The sequence below is a fragment of the Acidiphilium acidophilum genome (genome assembly GCF_033842475.1).
GTDB classification, from domain to species: Bacteria; Pseudomonadota; Alphaproteobacteria; order Acetobacterales; family Acetobacteraceae; genus Acidiphilium; species Acidiphilium acidophilum.
In genome coordinates this window covers 3,606,388-3,624,376 of record NZ_JAWXYB010000018.1, presented here as the reverse complement: position 1 = coordinate 3,624,376, position 17,989 = coordinate 3,606,388, and the positions used below count along the sequence as shown (strand labels likewise).

15 protein-coding genes and 4 pseudogenes are annotated in these 17,989 nt (G+C 62.4%); 11 read left to right on the top strand and 8 right to left on the bottom strand.

The window, feature by feature from the left end; genetic code table 11:
- Nucleotides 1-3 precede the first annotated feature (3 nt).
- Nucleotides 4-324 carry a hypothetical protein gene (locus SIL87_RS19875; protein ID WP_319615882.1) on the top strand — a complete coding sequence of 107 codons (321 nt, stop codon included), beginning with the start codon at nt 4-6 and terminating at the stop codon, nt 322-324.
- Here the strand turns inward: SIL87_RS19875 and SIL87_RS19870 are convergent.
- Together SIL87_RS19870 and SIL87_RS19865 are read right to left on the bottom strand one after the other, a co-directional pair.
- Entirely contained in the window at nt 291-1,766 is a 1,476-nt protein-coding gene (locus SIL87_RS19870) for a type II toxin-antitoxin system HipA family toxin (RefSeq protein WP_319615881.1), read from the bottom strand. The genes SIL87_RS19875 and SIL87_RS19870 overlap by 34 nt on opposite strands.
- Before the next feature lie 79 nt (nt 1,767-1,845).
- On the bottom strand, nt 1,846-2,298 hold the full coding sequence (locus tag SIL87_RS19865) for an SEC-C metal-binding domain-containing protein (RefSeq protein WP_319612349.1): 453 nt from the start codon (nt 2,296-2,298) through the stop codon (nt 1,846-1,848).
- 191 nt (nt 2,299-2,489) lie between these two features.
- Between SIL87_RS19865 and SIL87_RS19860 the strand changes: the two genes are divergently transcribed.
- The 4 genes from SIL87_RS19860 (at nt 2,490) to SIL87_RS19845 (ending at nt 6,247) form a co-directional block, all read left to right on the top strand.
- Entirely contained in the window at nt 2,490-2,912 is a 423-nt protein-coding gene (locus SIL87_RS19860) for a hypothetical protein (protein WP_319612350.1), read from the top strand.
- A gap of 88 nt (nt 2,913-3,000) precedes the next feature.
- Nucleotides 3,001-4,455, top strand: coding sequence for a DDE-type integrase/transposase/recombinase (locus tag SIL87_RS19855; RefSeq protein WP_319612351.1), 1,455 nt, complete (start codon nt 3,001-3,003; stop codon nt 4,453-4,455).
- Nucleotides 4,452-5,297 (top strand): ExeA family protein, encoded by an 846-nt coding sequence (locus tag SIL87_RS19850; protein WP_319612352.1) that lies wholly within the window; start codon nt 4,452-4,454, stop codon nt 5,295-5,297. Before SIL87_RS19855 ends, SIL87_RS19850 begins: the two co-directional genes overlap by 4 nt.
- A complete protein-coding gene (locus tag SIL87_RS19845) occupies nt 5,294-6,247 on the top strand; it encodes an AAA family ATPase (RefSeq protein WP_319612353.1) in 954 nt (317 codons plus the stop codon). Before SIL87_RS19850 ends, SIL87_RS19845 begins: the two co-directional genes overlap by 4 nt.
- A gap of 113 nt (nt 6,248-6,360) precedes the next feature.
- Here SIL87_RS19845 and SIL87_RS19840 read toward each other — a convergent pair whose 3' ends face one another.
- Nucleotides 6,361-6,780 carry a helix-turn-helix transcriptional regulator gene (locus tag SIL87_RS19840; protein ID WP_319615880.1) on the bottom strand — a complete coding sequence of 140 codons (420 nt, stop codon included), beginning with the start codon at nt 6,778-6,780 and terminating at the stop codon, nt 6,361-6,363.
- 681 nt (nt 6,781-7,461) lie between these two features.
- On the opposite strand from SIL87_RS19840, the pseudogene SIL87_RS19835 reads away from it, so the two are divergent.
- The 3 genes and pseudogenes from SIL87_RS19835 to SIL87_RS19825 form a co-directional block, all read left to right on the top strand.
- Nucleotides 7,462-8,196 (top strand): annotated as a pseudogene (locus tag SIL87_RS19835) (SDR family oxidoreductase).
- 370 nt (nt 8,197-8,566) lie between these two features.
- Entirely contained in the window at nt 8,567-8,902 is a 336-nt protein-coding gene (locus SIL87_RS19830) for a hypothetical protein (RefSeq protein ID WP_319615879.1), read from the top strand.
- A 36-nt stretch (nt 8,903-8,938) separates the two neighbouring features.
- Nucleotides 8,939-9,637: pseudogene (locus SIL87_RS19825) on the top strand (ISNCY family transposase); the annotation flags it as partial.
- 81 nt (nt 9,638-9,718) lie between these two features.
- Here SIL87_RS19825 and SIL87_RS19820 read toward each other — a convergent pair.
- On the bottom strand, nt 9,719-11,386 hold the full coding sequence (locus tag SIL87_RS19820) for an IS1634 family transposase (RefSeq protein ID WP_319615878.1): 1,668 nt from the start codon (nt 11,384-11,386) through the stop codon (nt 9,719-9,721).
- Nucleotides 11,387-11,558: 172 nt separating this feature from the next.
- Here SIL87_RS19820 and SIL87_RS19815 point away from each other — a divergent pair.
- The 3 genes and pseudogenes from SIL87_RS19815 to SIL87_RS19805 all read left to right on the top strand — a co-directional run.
- Nucleotides 11,559-11,885, top strand: a pseudogene (locus tag SIL87_RS19815) (ISNCY family transposase); the annotation flags it as partial.
- 95 nt (nt 11,886-11,980) lie between these two features.
- Nucleotides 11,981-13,153 carry an IS4 family transposase gene (locus SIL87_RS19810; RefSeq protein WP_319612376.1) on the top strand — a complete coding sequence of 391 codons (1,173 nt, stop codon included), beginning with the start codon at nt 11,981-11,983 and terminating at the stop codon, nt 13,151-13,153.
- 30 nt (nt 13,154-13,183) lie between these two features.
- A complete protein-coding gene (locus SIL87_RS19805; RefSeq protein ID WP_319615877.1) occupies nt 13,184-13,705 on the top strand; it encodes a hypothetical protein in 522 nt (173 codons plus the stop codon).
- A 391-nt stretch (nt 13,706-14,096) separates the two neighbouring features.
- On the opposite strand, the gene SIL87_RS19800 is transcribed toward SIL87_RS19805, so the two are convergent.
- The 4 genes and pseudogenes from SIL87_RS19800 to SIL87_RS20205 all read right to left on the bottom strand — a co-directional run.
- Nucleotides 14,097-15,074 (bottom strand): 2-dehydropantoate 2-reductase, encoded by a 978-nt coding sequence (locus SIL87_RS19800; protein WP_319615876.1) that lies wholly within the window; start codon nt 15,072-15,074, stop codon nt 14,097-14,099.
- Nucleotides 15,071-16,588 (bottom strand): acyl--CoA ligase, encoded by a 1,518-nt coding sequence (locus SIL87_RS19795; RefSeq protein ID WP_319615875.1) that lies wholly within the window; start codon nt 16,586-16,588, stop codon nt 15,071-15,073. The genes SIL87_RS19800 and SIL87_RS19795 overlap by 4 nt, the downstream gene beginning before the upstream one ends.
- Before the next feature lie 197 nt (nt 16,589-16,785).
- Nucleotides 16,786-17,691 (bottom strand): sulfate adenylyltransferase subunit CysD, encoded by a 906-nt coding sequence (gene cysD, locus SIL87_RS19790; protein WP_319615874.1) that lies wholly within the window; start codon nt 17,689-17,691, stop codon nt 16,786-16,788.
- Between the two features lie 166 nt (nt 17,692-17,857).
- Nucleotides 17,858-17,953 (bottom strand): annotated as a pseudogene (locus tag SIL87_RS20205) (IS6 family transposase); the annotation flags it as partial.
- Nucleotides 17,954-17,989: the final 36 nt, after the last annotated feature.

Genomic DNA, 17,989 nt, shown 5'->3' with positions numbered 1-17,989 from the left:
GTCATGACCGGCTTGGCGGGCAGTACATGGATGTTTTTTTGCTCTTCCCGATCCATCACCTTCCGCGAGATCGTCGGGTTTGGTGCCGAAGACAGACCTGCAGGTTTGCGCTTCATCCCGGTCATAGATCGGCAGAATTGCTACACCCGAAAGTCGCCGTCCCCGGGGGCCTGCGCTTGGCTCATCGCCTCAGAGGGCCAACATTTGCTCATGCCGCTGCTGCTGATGATGAGCATCATCATCAGCATGGTGGTGATAGTGACGGTCGCGATGATGATGGTGATGATGCGTCAGTTTCCTGATTGGATCTGGAACCCCGGATAGGCGAAAGCACCCGCGATCAGCGCGCAATCACTTTCGGTGACGCCGACGCTGCGCGCGATCTCATACCAGCGATCCCGTACCGTGAGCGTCATCTCCATAATGATCGCCTCCGCAGCCTCACGGGTCAGCATGAAGCGACTGCATTGAGAGAGCAGGTTTTGCGCGTTGGCGAACCGGCCTTGGTCGCCGATCAGCAAGGCGAGATCGCGATGATCCTGGCTGACAGGTGATGTTGGCGTCAGGTCGTAGGCTGGCGACAAGCGCCAGTCGGCATGCTTGGCAATCATCGCGTGATTGCGCGGATGATCGTCTGTGTTGGAGATCAGGGCGTTGAAGCACATGCGCCTAAAGAGCTCTTGCGCGTCGGCGTCGGGACGCGCGCTGGCGCGGCGCAGCTCTTCGACCAACAGCACATACGACCAGCGATCGCGATTGCCCGGTGCATCATCGGTGCGCAAAAGAGTGAGGCCGCTGATCATGCGCGCGCGGTGGTAGCCCCCGCCGGCGCGCTCCCGATCGAAGCGTTTCACCAGCAGCACGTCACGGTCGCCGATGTTATCGAGTCGGCTTTCGGCGGTGCTGAGGCCGCACGCTCGGGCAAGCATCAGCATGGCATGCTCAATGCGCGCCATGTTCCAACGGTCGTCTTTGCGATTGAACTTCGCGATCCAGAGTCCGTCATCATCTTCGACGACGGCCTTTGGACGTGCGCCGCCCACCGACGTCCCGACCAACAGCAGTTCTTCGACCTGCGCGGCTTCTACGCCTGTCTGCGGCACCTCGTCGGCGATGATGGCGTCCGCGATCTCCTGAAGCTTGGCGAGCTGAATCGTCCTGTTGAACGCGCGCAGCGGCGCTGGCGGCACTTGGTTCAAACCAAAGCCGAGCGCCCCCGCGCGGTCGTCAGGGGAGTGGAGCAGATAATCGAGTTCGCCCAGCTGCGGCTTGCCGGCATGGCGCTCGATCACGCGCCGCCCCCAATAGTCGGGGCCGGCATCTCGGAGCGCGCCAAAAACGCCGCCCAATGCTATCGTCTCATAGGTACGATCGAAGAGCTTAAGTTCGACGGGGTCAAAGGCGACGGCGTCCTGCCGTGCGAGATAGCTACGGCCATAGACGAAGCGGCCGAGGATCAGGCTACTGCGTTGACGCTCTTGAACAAACCGGCCCGCAGTCACCGGCTCGGTTGCGCCGGGCAGCGTGATGTAGACAAAGCATTCGGTGGCGGTTCCGTCAGAAGTTGAGCCTGAGCATGCAAAGCGATGGGTTTTCGGCGGTATTTGATCACGGTATTTGAGGTTTGGCCGAGAGGCGACCTCGCGGATCGTGGATAATCTGTGGGTAGGGAATTCCTTCCTTCCATTCATTCCTTGGTAAGACTGAAAGACCATTCCTCGGCGCCGACCTGCATTTGCTACCGCCGGGAGCGCAGGCAGGGTCAAGGAGGCTCCGCGCCGCAGGCGTGGATGCCTTGACGCTGCCGAGCACCCGGCGATGCTGGGCAGGGGTGGGCCGGAAGGATCAGCCGCTGGATGCCTGAGTTTCGATGTGGGCGATCAGTGCCTGGAAGTGATCGACGAATTCCGGGTCGTAGTACTGCGGTTCCTCGAGGGCGAACGCGATGACTTTGCGGTAACACTCGATCGCCTGGCGATGGTCCCCCTTGGCCTGATGCAGCCGGCCCAGGCACTCGTAGCCGTCGTGGACGTTGGGGAAGCGTGCCAGAACGTCGTGGGCGCCCCGTTCAGCCTCATCGAATTGCTTCGCCTCGATCAAAGCAAACACCGCATTGGCGGCATCATCCAGATCGTGGTTGCAGTCCTCGCAGAGATGGGCCGAGAGGGGCGACACTGCGGCGCTTGCGGCGCGCGCGCGGGCCTCACGGGCGGTTGCCTCATCTTGAGCCATGCAGCAGCGCTTGTATTTCTTGCCGCTGCCGCAGGGACAGAGATTATTGCGTCCGACTTTGGTCATCCCGCCAATTTCAATTCAAAGGATGGTGCCCCTTGTATCAAGCAGTGCTGGCTGATGCCAAGTTTCATGAACAGTTGCTCCTGTTTGATCGCGATATCGCGGCGGCCGCCCGGGCGTCAGGATGCACGACATGCGGTGGCGTCCTTCATTCGGCGCAATTTCAGCGCAAACCGCGCGGTGGTCCCCCAGGTTTGAGTGAGGCGTTCGGCCAACGCTTCAGCTTCTGCTGCGCGATCGACGGTTGTCGCAAGCGAACCACCCCGGCATCGCTGCGCTTTCTGGGTCGTAAGGTTTATCTCGCCACAGTGGTGACGTTGATTTCGGCGATGTGCCATGGGCCCACCGCCACCCGCCTGCGGCAATTGTCAGCCACGCTCGGGATCGATCGGCGGACGGTCGCGCGCTGGCGCGTCTGGTGGCTCTCGACATTCACGTCCGAGGAGAGCGCGTTCCGCCCGATTGCCGCGGCAGCCTTCATGCCTCCGGTCGACACCGCAACTCTGCCAGCCTCGGTGCTCGCTCGTTTTCGCGGCGGCATCGAACAACAGCTCGTCTCCCTGCTTCGGTTCCTGGGGCCGTTGACCGGCGGAGCCTCGGCGATGCGCGCTTTCTGACGGGCGTCGCCGACCCGCAGAAGATGCACGTCGCCGACGATCGGCGAGGTGCTTACCGTAGGCCCGCTGATTGTTTTGGAGGGCGGACGTGACGGAACGAGGCAGATCGCGTGTTCAGGATCGCTGGGCGCAACTGCGGTTCTCGGTGATCGGTCACTTGTTGGCCGCACCGCCGGAGGCGGGCGCGCTACGCGCGGCCCTGAAGCAACTGGCGGCCCGTGAATGGCGGCATCCGAGTACCGGTGAACCGGTTCGCTTTGGTGTCTCGACGATCGAGCGCTGGTTCTACATCGGCCGGAATGAGCGCCAAGACCCGGTGGGTGTGCTGCGGCGCAAACGCCGCGAGGACGCCGGTCAGCAGGCGTCGATGACTGATGAGCTCCGCGAAGCCTTGCGAGCTCAATATCAAGCCCACAAGAGCTGGAGTGTGCGGTTGCATCACGACAACCTCGTCGCCCTGGCCGAGACCCGGTCAGAACTGCGCCCGGTGCCCTCCTACGCCACGGTCCGGCGCTTCCTGACGACCCACGGCATGACCAAGCGGTCCCCGATGACGGCGCGCCAGACCGCCGGTGCCCTGGCTGCCGCAGCCAGGCTCGATGCCCGGGAGGTCCGCAGCTATGAGTGCGAGTATGTGAACGGGACCTGGCACTGGGATTGTCATTCCGGTTCGCGCAAGGTGCTGACACCGCGAGGGGAGTGGCGAACGCCGATCCTGTTCGGCGTGCTCGATGACCGCTCGCGGTTGGCCTGCCACCTGCAATGGTATCTGTCCGAGAGCGCGGAGGTCATTGCCCACGGTCTGTCGCAGGCCATGCAGAAGCGCGGCATGCCCCGCTCGGCCATGAGTGACAACGGCGCGGCGATGACGGCGACCGAGATCACCGAAGGTCTCGCCCGGCTCGGCGTGGTTCATCAGACCACGCTGCCCTACAGCCCCTACATGAACGGCAAGCAGGAGGTCCTCTGGGGATCGGTCGAGGGTCGGCTGATGGCCATGCTCGAAGGTGTCAATGACCTCACCCTGGCCCGGCTCAACGAGGCGACCCAGGCCTGGGTAGACTACGACTACAATCGCAAGCACCACAGCGAGATCGACGCCACCCCCCTGGCGCGCTTTCTCGCCGGCCCCACCGTGACACGACCATGCCCGGATGCCGCAACTCTGAGACTGGCGTTCACCCGCAGCGAGCAGCGGACCTTGCGAAGGAGCGATGGCACGATCGTCATCGAAGGCCGCCGGTTCGAAGTGCCGAACCAATATCGGCACCTCACCACATTGGAGGTCCGCTTCGCCGCCTGGGATCTTACCTTGGTTCACCTCGTCGATCCGCAAACCGGCACCGTGCTCTGCAGGCTGTTCCCCCAGGACAAGGCCGCCAACGCCAACGGTCTGCGCCGCGGTTTGCAGCCTGTCAGCGCTGACCCGGTCGCGCCGCCGGCCCGCGGGATCGCGCCGTTGCTGGCCGACATGATCAAGCGGCAAGCGGCAACCGGATTGCCCCCAGCCTATCTCCACAAAGACGAAGGAGACGACGCGTGAACAACAAACTGCTCGCACTGTACGGTCTCAAGTGGAACCCGTTCACGCCCAACGTGCCGACCGAGGCTCTGCATGTCTCGCCTCGTCTGGAGTCGTTCTGTTGGCGCGTCCAGCATCTTGCCGGCGAAGGCGGCTTCGCCCTGGTCACCGGTGCGCCGGGTTCCGGCAAATCGGCCGCCTTGCGGATCCTGGCCGCGTCGCTGGCAACATTGCGCGACGTGACCGTCGGCGTGATCAGCCGGCCTCAGGCCAACATCGCCGATTTCTACCGCGAGATGGGCGAGTTGTTCGGCGTCGAGTTGCGCCCGCATAATCGCTGGGGTGGCGCTAAAATCCTGCGCCAACGCTGGCAGGCTCATATCCAGACGACCCTCTCCAGGCCGGTACTGCTGGTCGATGAAGCCCAGGAGATGCAGCCCGCCGTCCTCGCTGAACTCCGCCTCCTCGCCTCAGCTGACCTCGATTCCCACATCCTCCTGACCATCGTCCTGGCCGGCGACGGACGGCTCGCCGAACGCCTGCGCTCCGAGGAGTTCCTCCCTCTCGCCAGCCGCATGCGTGTCCGCCTGGCAATCGAACGCGCCACCCCCCAGGATCTGCAGGAGACCCTGCAGCTTGCCATCCGCCAGGCCGGCGCCCCCACCCTGATGACCCCGGAAGTGATCGCGACGATCTGCGATCACGCCCAAGGCAATCTACGAACCCTGATGATCATGGCGGCCGACCTGCTGGACGCCGCTGCACAGCGCGAGGCGCGTCAGATCGACGAGACGCTGTTCTTCGAAACCTTCGCCATACCCACGCCAAACACAACCAAGGCGACCGCCCGCCAACGGCGATGACCCCGCTTCCGGTCCAGCCAGCCTACCACCTCACCGACCGCCCCGAGCAGCACCGCTGGCTCGTCGAGGGACTGTGGGCCGAAGAAGCCGTCGGCATCATCGGCGGGGAACCCAAATGCTGCAAATCTTTCCTCGCCCTCGATCTGGCCGTCGCCGTCGCCGCGGGCGTCCCTTGTCTGCGCCGCTTCGCCGTGACACGCCCCGGCCGCGTCCTGCTCTACCCCGCCGAGGACGCGCTTCACATTGTCCGCCAGCGCCTCGAAAGCATCTGTGCGGCCGCCGGTACCCAACTCGCCGCACTCGATGTTCAGGTGATCACCGCACCCAGCCTGCGCCTCGATCTCGAAGACGACCGCGCGCGTCTCGCCGACACCATCGCCAGGCTGAAACCGCGGCTCCTCGTGCTCGATCCGTTCGTGCGCCTGCACCGCATCGATGAGAACGTCAGCGGCGAAGTCGCACCCCTGCTCGCCTTCCTGCGCGACATGCAGCGGCACCATGCTATCGCCGTCGCTGTCGTCCACCATGCAAAAAAAGGCGCCGGGACACTCCGCGCCGGTCAGGCCCTGCGCGGATCATCCGAGTTCCACGCCTGGGGCGATTCCAACCTCTATCTCCGCCGCGATGGCGACGATCGCATCATCCTCACCCCAGAGCATCGCGCCGCGCCCGCCATGCCCAGCATCACACTCGAACTGAACCAGCACGAGACTGCCTTGGCACTCGAACCCATTCACGCGAGCGAACCATCACCCGACAATGCCACACCAAAATCCCTCGACGATCGCATCACCGCCGCCCTCGCCGAAACCGGCCAGCCCCAGCCGTTCACCGATCTCCGCGCCCGCTGCCGCATCCGCGCCGCCACCCTCTATCAGCGCCTCACCGCGATGATCGACAACGGCTGCGTCATCAAATCCCCCGACGGATACCGCCTCACCAAAAACTGACCCCAGTCCCGCCAGGGCATCAACCGCGATTAAGGCACGGCAAACCTCAACCACCGCGCCAACCAGGCCCCGCATCACCAATGCATACTTCCGCTTCCCGCTTCCCGGCCCCCCTACAGAACACGGGAAGTGGAACCCGGAAGTCCATAAGATTTCGCGACCGGAGGACCATCAAACAACGTGATCCTGCTCAAGAAGTCATTGTCGAGTCCGCCTGTTTGGCGGGCGCGAATGCGCGTTTGATGCTTCGCCAACGCGATTCCTTCGGCGTCGTGCGAAGGGTCAGCAACGGCATCTAGATCTTGGATCAAATCGAACGCCCAAAGCAGCGCGGCATAGACGGCGACGCTCGTCGAGGGCTTGCCCTTTTCGGCGTCGCCAACGGCGCGCGAGCCCGCGCCGATCTTCTTGCCGACTCCGGCAACGGTGAGGTTACGGCGGAGCCTAGCCGTGCGTAGGCGCTGCCCGAGGCGCACGAGGGAATCCTCCACGGCAAAGGGCGGAGACGCCAGAAGTGGGTTGCGAGTGGTCATACTTCCTCAAGGGCACATTATGCAGTTTAATAGGCTCTTGAGAGCTTATAAGAAATTGAGTTGAAGTGCAAGAACTATGCCCTTGAGAGCGTATTAAGGCCTATAATATACCCTTAAGAGCTAATGAAAACCGTCAATGGTGCGCAGTGGAGATTGGTTTATAGCAATTCGTCATTGCTTGCGTACAATGCGCTTATCCCGCCAACCAAAATGCTGCTATGGTGCCACCGTAAAAGAGCCCACCTGGCGGCGAACTTCGGCGACAGCTTTACGCTTCATGGCTGTCGTTCCTAGTCTCTGTTACGCCACTCGGGGGCAGCCGTTCGTTCAGATTGAGCTCCAAGTAGGGCCGATCAATCGGTTCCACCCGAGATGCTGGTGGCAATCTCCGGACAGGAGGACCGATTGTCCGGGAACACCTGCCGCCGTCGTTCGGTTGCGCGCCTCGCGCATGCACTATACCAATGCCTCTGCGCGACCGGACGAGGGACATGCTCACGGTCAATGGCCGCCAACACGCCAACGGCAAAGTCCGTCCCTGTCCGGATCACGGCTGCCAAGCCAGGCCGGCTGGCATCTAGCGAGTCGGAGGTGGTCGCACCCACCCGAGCGCGTGCCCACCCTCGTCCCACGGTCCCGTCACGCGACCGCGACATTCTTCTCTAATGGAGTTCAAGTCACATGCAGATGCAGGATCTAACCGGGAAGGTGGCGGTCATCACCGGCGCCTCCAGCGGGATCGGCGAGGCTGCTGCCCGCCTTCTGGTGGAAGAGGGCGCGAAGGTGGTACTCGCTGCACGCCGCAAAGAGCGCATGGATGCGCTGGTCGAGGAACTGGGCGACTCCGCCACAGCCATCGGTTGCGATGTTGGAGATCCCGGCGAAGTGACCGCATTGTTCGACGCGGTACGCGAGCGGTTCGGCGGGCTCGACCTGCTGTTCAACAATGCTGGGATGGGCGTGAACGGTCCGTTTGCGGACTCCAAGCCTGAGGATTGGAAGACCCAGATCGACGCCAACCTCTATGGCGTCCTCTATTGTAGCTAGGCCGCAATCCCGCTGCTGCGCGGACGGCCGGGCGCCATGATCTCGTCCGTATCGAGCGTGGGCGGGCGCTACGGAATTGCGGGATGGTCGGTCTACAACGCCACCGAGTTCGCGGTGGTCGGCTTCCATGATGCCCTGCGCAAGGAACTCGGGCCGGACGGCATCCGCGTTTCGGTGATCGAGCCGGGTGCGGTCTGGACCGAATGGGGCCACAACGTTTCTGAAGAGGCGATGCGCGAACGCCGCGCGACTGTCGATGCGCTTACCGCAGAGGATGTGGCGCAGGCACTCATCTATTCCTTCGCACAACATCCGCGTGTCCTGGTTGAGGAGATTCTCGTGCGCCCGGTCAAGCAGATCGCACCGTAAAGCGCGGAAGCGAAGTCTGGTGGCTGAATGGCCGACAGGTGGCGTAAACTGGTCGTGGCGGCGGGGTGCGGGAGGAGGGTCAGCTTCTCCCGATCGCTCCTCAGAAGCCGACTGTTGCCTCCCGGCGAACTTCGGCCAGATCAAGCCATCAGGCGAAGGTCGCTTTTTCTCCTGGTTTCCTTAACGGGCTGCTGAATTTGCCTACCGTGCCGTTACAGTCGAGCGCTGTCACACCTAATCCTATCAGGAATCACACCGGTCGGTTCAGGTGCCGCAGGCGTAGCCAGTTTCCTCCGTCGGTCCGATTGTTGGGCACAAACACCGTGCCCACTCACCGGAAATCCCTCGTCTTCACCTTGATCCCATCGATATGCTGATCCGGAACAAAGATATCCCGTGGGGCCCGACCGAGAGTCTCGCGCGGATCGGAGCCTCCACCGGATTTTGCACCATCCCCGTGTCCGCGCGATATCGGAAATACCGCGTCGCGACCGCCGATGCTCGCGAGAGCGGTCGACATATCGGCCACGCGATGGGCAACGAGATGGACGACCTCACCCTCCCGCTGGACCTGACCGTAAACCGCGATCATGCCAGACGACAGAATGATACGCCGCTGTTTTTCGTAGAGATTTGGCCAAATGACGAGATTGGCGCATTGCCTCGCCTGAAATGCTCCCGAGGCGTGACCTGTTGCCTCACATAAATGCTCCCGATTTTGGGTATTTTATGGGGGCTGGCGATGAGGAGGGTCAGTATGGGGACGCGGGACGAGTTGGTGGCGGTGCTCAGTGAGCGATATGCTCGGAGCGACCGCTGGGAACGAGGGCGGATTTTGGATGAGTTTGTTGAGGTGACGGGTTTTCATCGCAAACATGCGATGCGTGTTCTCCGTGGCGGCCGTCCTGATCGCCGGTCTGGTCCCCGCCCGGAGCGGCGGGTCTATGATGAGGCGGCTCGTCAAGCACTGATTTTGATCTGGGAGTCGTCCGACCGGATCTGTGGCAAGCGTCTGCGGCCGTTGATCCCGATCCTCGTTGAGTCGATGGAACGTCACGGACATTTACGTCTGGCACCGGAGGTGCGGGCGAACTTGTTGAAGATGAGTGCCGCGACGATTGACCGGGCTCTGTACGCGATGAGGGCCGCAGCGGGCGGGCGGCATCGACGTCGCGCAGCCCCGTCGTCGGCGATTCGCCGGAGCATACCGGTTCGCACCTTTTCTGATTGGGGGGATCCGGTACCCGGCTTTATGGAAGCGGATCTGGTCGCGCACAGCGGGCCGTCGGCAAAGGGCAGCTTTGTCCAAACGTTGACGTTGACCGATATTGCCACGGGTTGGACGGAATGCGCTCCGTTATTGATGCGCGAGCAGCAAATTCTGACGGAGGTTCTTGGTGAGGTTCGTCGCCGAATGCCATTTCCCCTTCTTGGTTTTGACCCAACTTCCACAGTGACGAAAAAAATAAAGTTGGATTACAACGGGATAGAGGCCGTTTTGAGTTTTAGGCACCACAGGAATTCAGGTGGCGGGTTCACGTGATTTGGATGATGTCATCTCCTGGAATACGGGTGGCAGGCTCAACCCGACGGCACGGCAGACGGGATCGATGCTGGCGCGTGGGGCGGTTCGAAGCCGGGCTCTACGACCGTCCTGTTCGACGTCGACGACGCTGAGATCGGCGAGGTCATCGATGATCTGCTGCCATTCTGGCATGGGGTCTTTGCGGGTCGCGAGACGCGCAAGCAGTTCATGCCGGAGAATGAGGGCGAGAAACGTGCAGAAAATATGCCCGCGGATCGCAGCGTCGGTGCGGTGGTAAACCGGGCGGGTAGCCATCAAGGTCTTGCTGGCTAGGAAGCTTTGCTCGACCGAGAGGAGCTGGCGATAACGCAGGACCACCGCGAGCGGCGAGAGCTTCATGTTGGTTCTCAGCACGAACAGCCCGTCGAAGGCAGCGTCTGCCTCGACCTTTGCCGGATCGATGGCAAAGCCGGCGCCGTCGGGAGCGACAAGGAACCGCCGATACCCGCTGTTGCCGACGAGGGCCTTGTCACCCTGGGATAATTTGCGGCTGAGAGCGCTCAGCAGCTTGGCGCGTGTTTCAGCATCTTTGCGCGCCTCCTCGGGATTGCGGCAGACGATGTAGCGGCGACCGGCGATCTTCACCTCCTTCACGGCCAATTCGGTTACCCCTTTCTGACGCGGGATGATCAGCGGCACGCTGACCCCGTCATCCTTCAGAACCGTCTCGCGGATCTCCTTGCTGGACCGTTCGCGGGCCCCGAGGATGTAGTCGATACCCTGCGCCTCGAGTTGGGCGATCGTCGCCGCGCTGATCATGCCGCGATCCGCGACGACGCAGGCGCGGTTGATGCCGAAGCGCGATCGCAGCCGTTCGACCACGGGGATCAGCGTGGTGACATCGGTCGTGTTGCCTGGCCACAGGAACGAGGTGATCGGCCGATCGTTCTCGTCGAGCACGATCCCCAGCACGACCTGATTGAGTTGCGGGCGATAATCCTTCGAGTGACCGCGTTGCCCGAGTGTCGCACCACCACGCCCTTCGAAATACAGCGAGGTGGTGTCGAAGAATGCGACGACCGCCGCGCCGAACAACGCTCGTCGATGTGCGTACAGCGCCTCCTCGATCACCTCCGCCTGGTATCTCTCCCGGGCATCATCCGGTGTGACCGGGGCGATCGGCTCACCGAGCCAGGCCATCGCCTTGTAGGCGTGATCGAGGGTGATCCCGTCTGCGCCGGGCACCTCGATGGTTTCCCGCCATGACGCGGCACGGCGGTCGGATCCCGATACCATCAGCCGATGCAGGACGGTGAGATAGACTGCGCGCTCGACATCAAAGCCGAAATGCCGATCAGCGAGGTGCTGGCGTAGACTCCCGGCACACCCCGTTTCCTGCCAAAGTCGGCCGAACACCAGATCGGGGCCGATACTGCGTCGTCGCAGTTCTGCCAATTCGCCCCGGTAGAACCGCGACAGCACGATCGACCGCCGCGAATGTCTGGCGGCCGACGCGATCAGGCCATCGAGCAAGCCAGAGTTTTCGACATCGTCGCGCCGACCAAGCGTGCTGATGACCTTCTGAACGTGGCGACCACCCTCGCGGACGTTCTGGACAAGGTAGAGATACTCGTACTGACCGATCTTCTTGACACGGACGAACATGGCTGCTGACCTGCGATAAGGCAGAGCACCATGCCGAATCGGCATGAGTCAAGTAAAAGTCATCAATCTATTCCTGCCAACCTCACGTATTTAGCACCACATTTCGTATGGCCGTTCAAAAACTCGTGGAATTCTGCGACTTTTTCACGCGCGTGAAGGGCAAAGTGTCGAAGTTGGGTTTGATACTGATAACGACAGCGTCTTTATGAATGAGACGGTGCGTGATTATTGCCTAGCGAATGGGGTCGCATTCACGCGCTGTCGGCCATACCGCAAAAATGATCAGGCGTGGGTGGAGCAGAAAAATGGAGCGGTGGTTCGCCGTATTGTAGGATATCGGCGGTACGAAGGATTTGAAGCGGCGACCGCGTTGGCGACATTGTATCGTTCAGTACGTTTATTTGTGAACTACTTTCAACCTTCTTTCAAACTGGCGGAGAAATTTCGGGAAGGAGCCAAGGTGCGCAAGCGCTATCACGCGCCGGCAACACCCTATCAGCCTCAGGAATCCCCCCATTTTCCATAGGTCCAGGTATTGCGCCGATTCGCTGCGATTCTCTACCAAGCGTTGGAATGCATGGATGAGGGTGGATCATGGGAATTGCAGCATCGAAAAAGCGTGATGGTGGGCGGTTGAAGGACATCCGCGCATTCATTGACGAGTTGTATGCCCACGATCTCCACGCCAAACGCGTTGACTCCCTGTCTGCTGCGACACTGGGCGTGATGACCGGCGCGTCGCTCGCCGTCGCGATGATCGGTCAGGCGTTGGCACAGGCGCGCGGGCTGGTGACCAAGCACGCGATCAAGCAGGTTGATCGCATGCTCAGTAACGAGAGTATCGACGTCTGGGAAAGCTTCGCCCGTTGGGTACCGCATCTGGTGGGTTCGCAGACCGACATCGTCGTTGCCATGGACTGGACGGATTTCGACGGCGACGATCAGGCAACGTTGGCGCTCAACCTGGTGAGCAAGCATGGCCGGGCGATGCCTCTGTTGTGGCTGTCGATGTGGAAAGAGGAATTGAAAGATCAGCGCAACGCCATCGAGGATACTTGCCTGCGCCGCCTGTCGGAGGTTGTCCCGCCCGGCTGCCGCGTGACCATCCTGGCCGACCGCGGCTTCGGTGACCACAAGCTGTTCGCGTATCTTACGGAGCTTGGCTTTGCCTATATCATTCGCTTCCGCGGCAACATCCATGTCACCGATGCCGCAGGCGAGACGCGAACCGCGGCGGACTGGGTCGGCAAATCGGGCCGGGCGCGCAAACTGCGTGGTGCGCGCGTCACCGCCTCGCACGCCTATCAGGTCGGTGCCGTGGTGTGCGTACATGCGCGTGACATGAAGGAGCCGTGGTGCCTGGCGAGCAGTGACGCCGTGGCGTCTGCAGGGACATTGATCAAGCAATATTCCCGGCGCTGGACGATCGAACCCAGCTTCAGGGACGTCAAGGATTTGCGTTTTGGGATGGGGATGGCTGAGATCCGCATCGCCGAACCAGAGCGGCGCGATCGGCTGCTGCTCATCAGCGCGTTTGCGATGGCGCTGCTGACCATGCTCGGGACGGCAGGCGAGAGCCTGGGAATGGATCGACAGCTCAAGTCCAACACTTCGAAGACCCGCTCACACTCGTTGTTCCGTCAGGGGTGCATGCTCTATGAATTGATCCCGAACATGCCGAAGCACCGGCTACTGCCCCTGATGCGGCGGTTCACGGAAATGCTGCGCAGCAGCGGCATATTCGGCAATTCCATGCCGGCTACGTAATGAGGGGATGAGTGAGCCTATCAGCGGCTGTTGGCGGACAAGCGGGTCTCGGAGGAGATCAAGTGTGCAGTCGTGGATCAGTATGGTCAACTTGATCCAGTCCGCCTTCTCAGCGACATCAGGAAGGCGCAGCAGCATCTCGTGGATATCGCCGACATGACTGTCACGGCGATCGAGGTGGAACCAGATGTATCGCTGGACCAATTCTTATCTGGTCTGCAGGTCGCTTGGCAGGACGGTGAAATCCGGCCGACGACCAAACCGAAGCCAAAGGCGAAGCGACTGCGACGGCGTCCTGATCCGTTTGTTGCGGTGGCCGATAGACTCCGAGGATGGTTCGAGGCTGAACCGTGGCGGACGGCGCACGAGATATTGGATCGATTGCAAGGCGAACAGCCTAGCGTTTTTCCGGATCGCCTTCTGCGAACGTTGCAGCGTCGTTTGAAAGACTGGCGGCGGGATGCCGCGCGCCGTCTGGTATTTGGAGAAAAGCCGCTCCACCAAATGTCGCACGGCGATATCGCTGAGGAAGCCAATAACGGGGCGCGATGACATGCGTCTGATTGGAAGGATTGGGGCCGTGAAGTCACGACTGACGGCAATTCACAGGGTCTCTCGTGCGTGACCCGCCGTCAAGCCCGGCGCCTTCGGCGCCCCGCTGCGCGGCTGCGGGGCTTGACCGCGGGCCACGCACGAGAAGAGGGCATTGGTGCCGTCGAAGGCGAGCTGTGTCTTTTGCTGATTACGTTCAATTGAACATCAGCCCTGGATATGCGAGGCGAAGGGCACTTTTCGATGAGGCGACAATCAGCCTCTCGGGAACATTTCCGGATGAGGCAATACGTCGCATCGCGACAACGAGCAGAGCCAGCGGCTGGCGCGATTCCCGGCATCGGTCCCATCACGGCCAGTGCGATTGCGGCCATTGTGCCGGGCGCTCACACTATAGGTGGCTCGTCAACATCTGCGCTCTCTGTCGGGTGAGCGCGAGGATGGTTGTGCTGATGGGTACGGGGATTTCGACCCAGCTGGCGAGTTCGACGACGGCGCCGAGCAGGGCTTCGATTTCGATCGGCCGACCGCGTTCGAGGTCTTGCAGCATCGAGGTTTTATGGGCTCCAACTTCGGCGGCGCCAGCGATTCGCTTGTCGAGATCGATGCTGAAGCGGGCACCGAGCGCTTCGGCGATGGCCTGGCCTTCGGCCATCATGGCGCGGGCGACGGCGCTGGTGCCGGGGTCGGCGGTGATGCGGTCGAGCGTGGCACCGGTGAGCGCGCTGATCGGGTTGAAGGCCATGTTGCCCCATAGCTTGACCCAGATATCGTCGCGGATGCGCGGTCGGAGCGGTGCTTTCAGCCCGGCGGCAATCAGGGCGCGGCTGATGGTCTCGGCGCGGTCGGTGCGCGTGCCATCGGGTTCGCCGAGCACGAAGCGGTCGCCGTAGGTGTGGTTGATCACGCCGGGTTCGAGGATTTCGGCGGCGGGGTAGACCACGCAGCCGAGGGTCTGGCCGGGCGGCAGCGCCTGGGTGACGGCACCGGTGGGATCGACCGCGGTAATCCGGCGATCGGTGAAGGGGGCGGGCAGGCCGTGGGTGTACCACCAGGGCATGCCGTTGATGGCGGCGATGATGGTGGTGGCAGGGCCGATCAGGGGGCGGAGTTGCGGCAGGGCGGGTTCGATGCCCTGGGCTTTCAGCGTGATCAGCACGTAGTCCTGCGGGCCGAGGTCGGCCGCGTCGGCGACGCGGGGGCGGGTGACGATGCGTTCGCCGCCGGAGAGGAGGATCAGGCCGTTCGCCTCGATGGCGGCGCGATGGGGGCCGCGCGCAACGATCGAGACATCGGTGCCGGCGGCCTGCAATCTTGCTGCGACCAGGCCGCCGATGGCACCCGCGCCGAAGACGCAGATACGGCTCATGCGGCGACGAACCCGAGGCGCTGGGCGAGGCCGATGCGCTGGACCTTGCCGGTGGCGCCTTTGGGGATGGCATCCATGATCAGGATCTGGCGGGGCACTTTGAACGGTGCGAGGCGGGCGGCGGCGAAATCGCGGACGTCCTGCGCGGTGAGGGTGGTGCCGGGGCGCGGCACCACGATGACGGCGACCTCCTCGCCGAGTTTGGCGTGGGGCACGGCGAAGGTGCAGGCTTCGGCGACGCCCGGATGATCGAGGAGGGCGACGTCGATTTCGAGCGGGCTGATTTTTTCGCCGCCGCGGTTGATCATTTCCTTGAGCCGGCCGGTGAGGTGCAGATAGCCATCGGCATCGAGCCGGCCTTCATCGCCGGTGCGGAACCAGCCGTTGGTGAAGGCACGCGCCGTAGCTTCGGGGTTGCCGGCGTAGCCCAGGGTGACGTTGGGGCCACGGATGACGACTTCACCGGTGGCACCTTGATCGAGCAGGGCGCCGGCGTCGTCCATGATGGCGATTTCGGGGCCGGCGGGCAGGCCGACCGAGCCGGGCTTGCGGGGACGTGGCGGCAGCGGGTTCGCGGCCATCTGGTGGGAGGCCTCGGTCATGCCGTAGGCCTCGATCACCGGGGCGGCGAACACGTCTTCCAGTTCGGCCATGACCTGCGGCGGCAGCGAGGCGGAGGAGGAGCGGATGAAGCGGAGGCGTGCGGCGCGCATGGCCTCGGCCTCGCCGCGCACGCGCATCAGGATGGCCTGGTGCATGGTCGGGACGGCGGTGTACCAGCTTGGTTGCACTTCGTGCAGCCAGGTCGCGAAGCGGAACGCGTTGAAGCCGGGGGTGCAGCAGACGCGTGCGCCGGCGGCAAGGGAGGCGAGCGTTGCGGCGACCAGGCCGTGGATGTGGAACAGCGGCATCACGTTCAGGCAGGTATCATCGGCGGTGAGGGCGAGGCTGGTGGCGATGTGATGGGCGGATGCGGTGAGGTTGCGGCCGGTCAGCGGCACGATTTTCGGCCGCGCGGTGGTGCCGGAGGTGTGGAGGACCAGAGCCTCGTCGTCCGGTTCTGCAGGGCCGGGACGGGCTGACGGGGTTTGCATCAAGGCGGTGCAATCGAGCGCGAAAACGCCGGACATAACCGTTTCGGTAAGCTCGATCAATGGGATGGCGAGCCGGGTGGCAACAGCGCGAACAGGCGACGTGACGTTTGCGGCCACGACGACGGCTCGCGGGCGGAGATCGGTGAGGTAGAACTCGAACTCCGCGTCCGTATATGCAGGGTTGAGCGGCGCGGCGGCGGCCATGGCGGCGACAACGATGAAGGCGGTAGCGGCCGTCGGCCCGTTCGGCAGCACGATCGCGACGCGGTCGCCACGACCGATGCCGTGGGAGTTCAGCCTAGCGATCGTCGCGCGTACCAAGGCGGCGAGGCCGGGGCCGTCGAGCCAGGGTTGGCTAGGAGCACCAATGGTGGCGGGGCCAGTATGGCTGGTTGCGAGATGGTGGATTGTTTCGATCATGCGCCGTCTCCTCAATATCCTCTCTCGCCCGGTTTGGTAGGAACAACAAGGGCAGTTCCTCAAGAATCATCTCATTCCTATATCGTACCGAAGGTTTCGTTGAAGACCGGGTGTTGAGCGAGGTTTTGGGCGAAGTTTTCGATCAATGGGCGGAGACATGCATAAATGCCGCTAGCTTCGGTTGACGACTCTCATGTTTAAAAGTAGCCGTTGCGCTTCTTTTGTTCAAGCGAACCGCCATCCTCCCCATCGCTGATCCGGCCGTGACGCTCGGACGATGAAGCCCGCAGGGTTTCATTGACCACGGCAGCTAGGTCGGCTGCGTCGGACTCAACCGCGCCAGTGACTGGCCAGCAGCCGAGCGTTCGGAATCGTACGGACCTGGATTGAATTTCGTCGCCGGGCTCGAACCGCATACGGCTCTCGTCATCGACCACGATAAAGGATCCCGCCCTTCGCACGACAGGCCTGGGCGCGGCGAAATAGAGGGGCGCAAGGTCGATCTTATGGAGCAATGCGTAGGCCCAGATATCCGCCTCCGTCCAGTTGGACAGCGGAAAGACTCGCGCGGTTTGGTTCTTGCCCAAGCGGGTGTTGTAGAGCTGCCAGAGTTCCGGCCGTTGCTGGCGGGGATCCCATGCATGCCCAGCGCCGCGCACCGACACAATACGCTCTTTGGCGCGAGACTTTTCCTCGTCACGGCGAGCACCGCCGAATATAATGTCATAGCGACCGGCGTTGAGAGCGGTCTTGAGGGGCTCCGTACGCATGACCAGAGTGTAGCGATTTCCATGATCAAAGGGATTAATAGCCGCTGCTCGACCTTCTTCGTTCGCATAGGCGATGAGCGTGAAGCCATGCTTAGCCGCGAAACTGTCACGGAACTCGATAAGCGACTTAAACTCCCAGGTCGAGTCTATGTGGAGCAACGGGAATGGCGGTGGAGCCGGATAGAAGGCCCGCAACGCCAAGTGCGCCATTACGGTCGAGTCCTTTCCCGCTGAAAAGAGCATGACCGGGTTCTGGGCTTCGGCGAACGCTTCGCGCAAGATATGGATTGACTCCGATTCTAACCACGAAAGGTGAGAGCTGGCGAGATTCAAAGGTTAGATCTCCATCTTCAAAGGAGCTGCCAAATCGGCGGCGACGCTCATCGCAGTCCATTGCAGATCGTCAGCATAGCGCCAAGCCAACCTGCCAGCCTCATCAAGAGAGAAGAGATGTAGCCAGGGATTGTCGAACAGTGCGCGAACGCCATTATAACGGCTCGCCCCGGATCGTGATAACCACTTCGTCGAGATGCCATTTATCGGACGGTGCCGGCCGGTCACGCCGGATCGGCACGATCATTTGCAGACCGAAGCGATAACCTCGGGATATGGACCGATCATTTAATAGAGC

Coding starts and splice junctions, on each gene's coding strand:
- SIL87_RS19795 (WP_319615875.1), bottom strand. CDS start 16,588: ATGATCGAAACAATCCACCATCTCGCAACCAGCCATACTGGCCCCGCC.
- SIL87_RS19845 (WP_319612353.1), top strand. CDS start 5,294: ATGACCCCGCTTCCGGTCCAGCCAGCCTACCACCTCACCGACCGCCCC.
- SIL87_RS19865 (WP_319612349.1), bottom strand. CDS start 2,298: ATGACCAAAGTCGGACGCAATAATCTCTGTCCCTGCGGCAGCGGCAAG.
- SIL87_RS19820 (WP_319615878.1), bottom strand. CDS start 11,386: ATGTTCGTCCGTGTCAAGAAGATCGGTCAGTACGAGTATCTCTACCTT.
- SIL87_RS19875 (WP_319615882.1), top strand. CDS start 4: ATGACCGGCTTGGCGGGCAGTACATGGATGTTTTTTTGCTCTTCCCGA.
- SIL87_RS19810 (WP_319612376.1), top strand. CDS start 11,981: ATGGGAATTGCAGCATCGAAAAAGCGTGATGGTGGGCGGTTGAAGGAC.
- SIL87_RS19800 (WP_319615876.1), bottom strand. CDS start 15,074: ATGAGCCGTATCTGCGTCTTCGGCGCGGGTGCCATCGGCGGCCTGGTC.
- SIL87_RS19840 (WP_319615880.1), bottom strand. CDS start 6,780: ATGACCACTCGCAACCCACTTCTGGCGTCTCCGCCCTTTGCCGTGGAG.
- SIL87_RS19830 (WP_319615879.1), top strand. CDS start 8,567: ATGCTGATCCGGAACAAAGATATCCCGTGGGGCCCGACCGAGAGTCTC.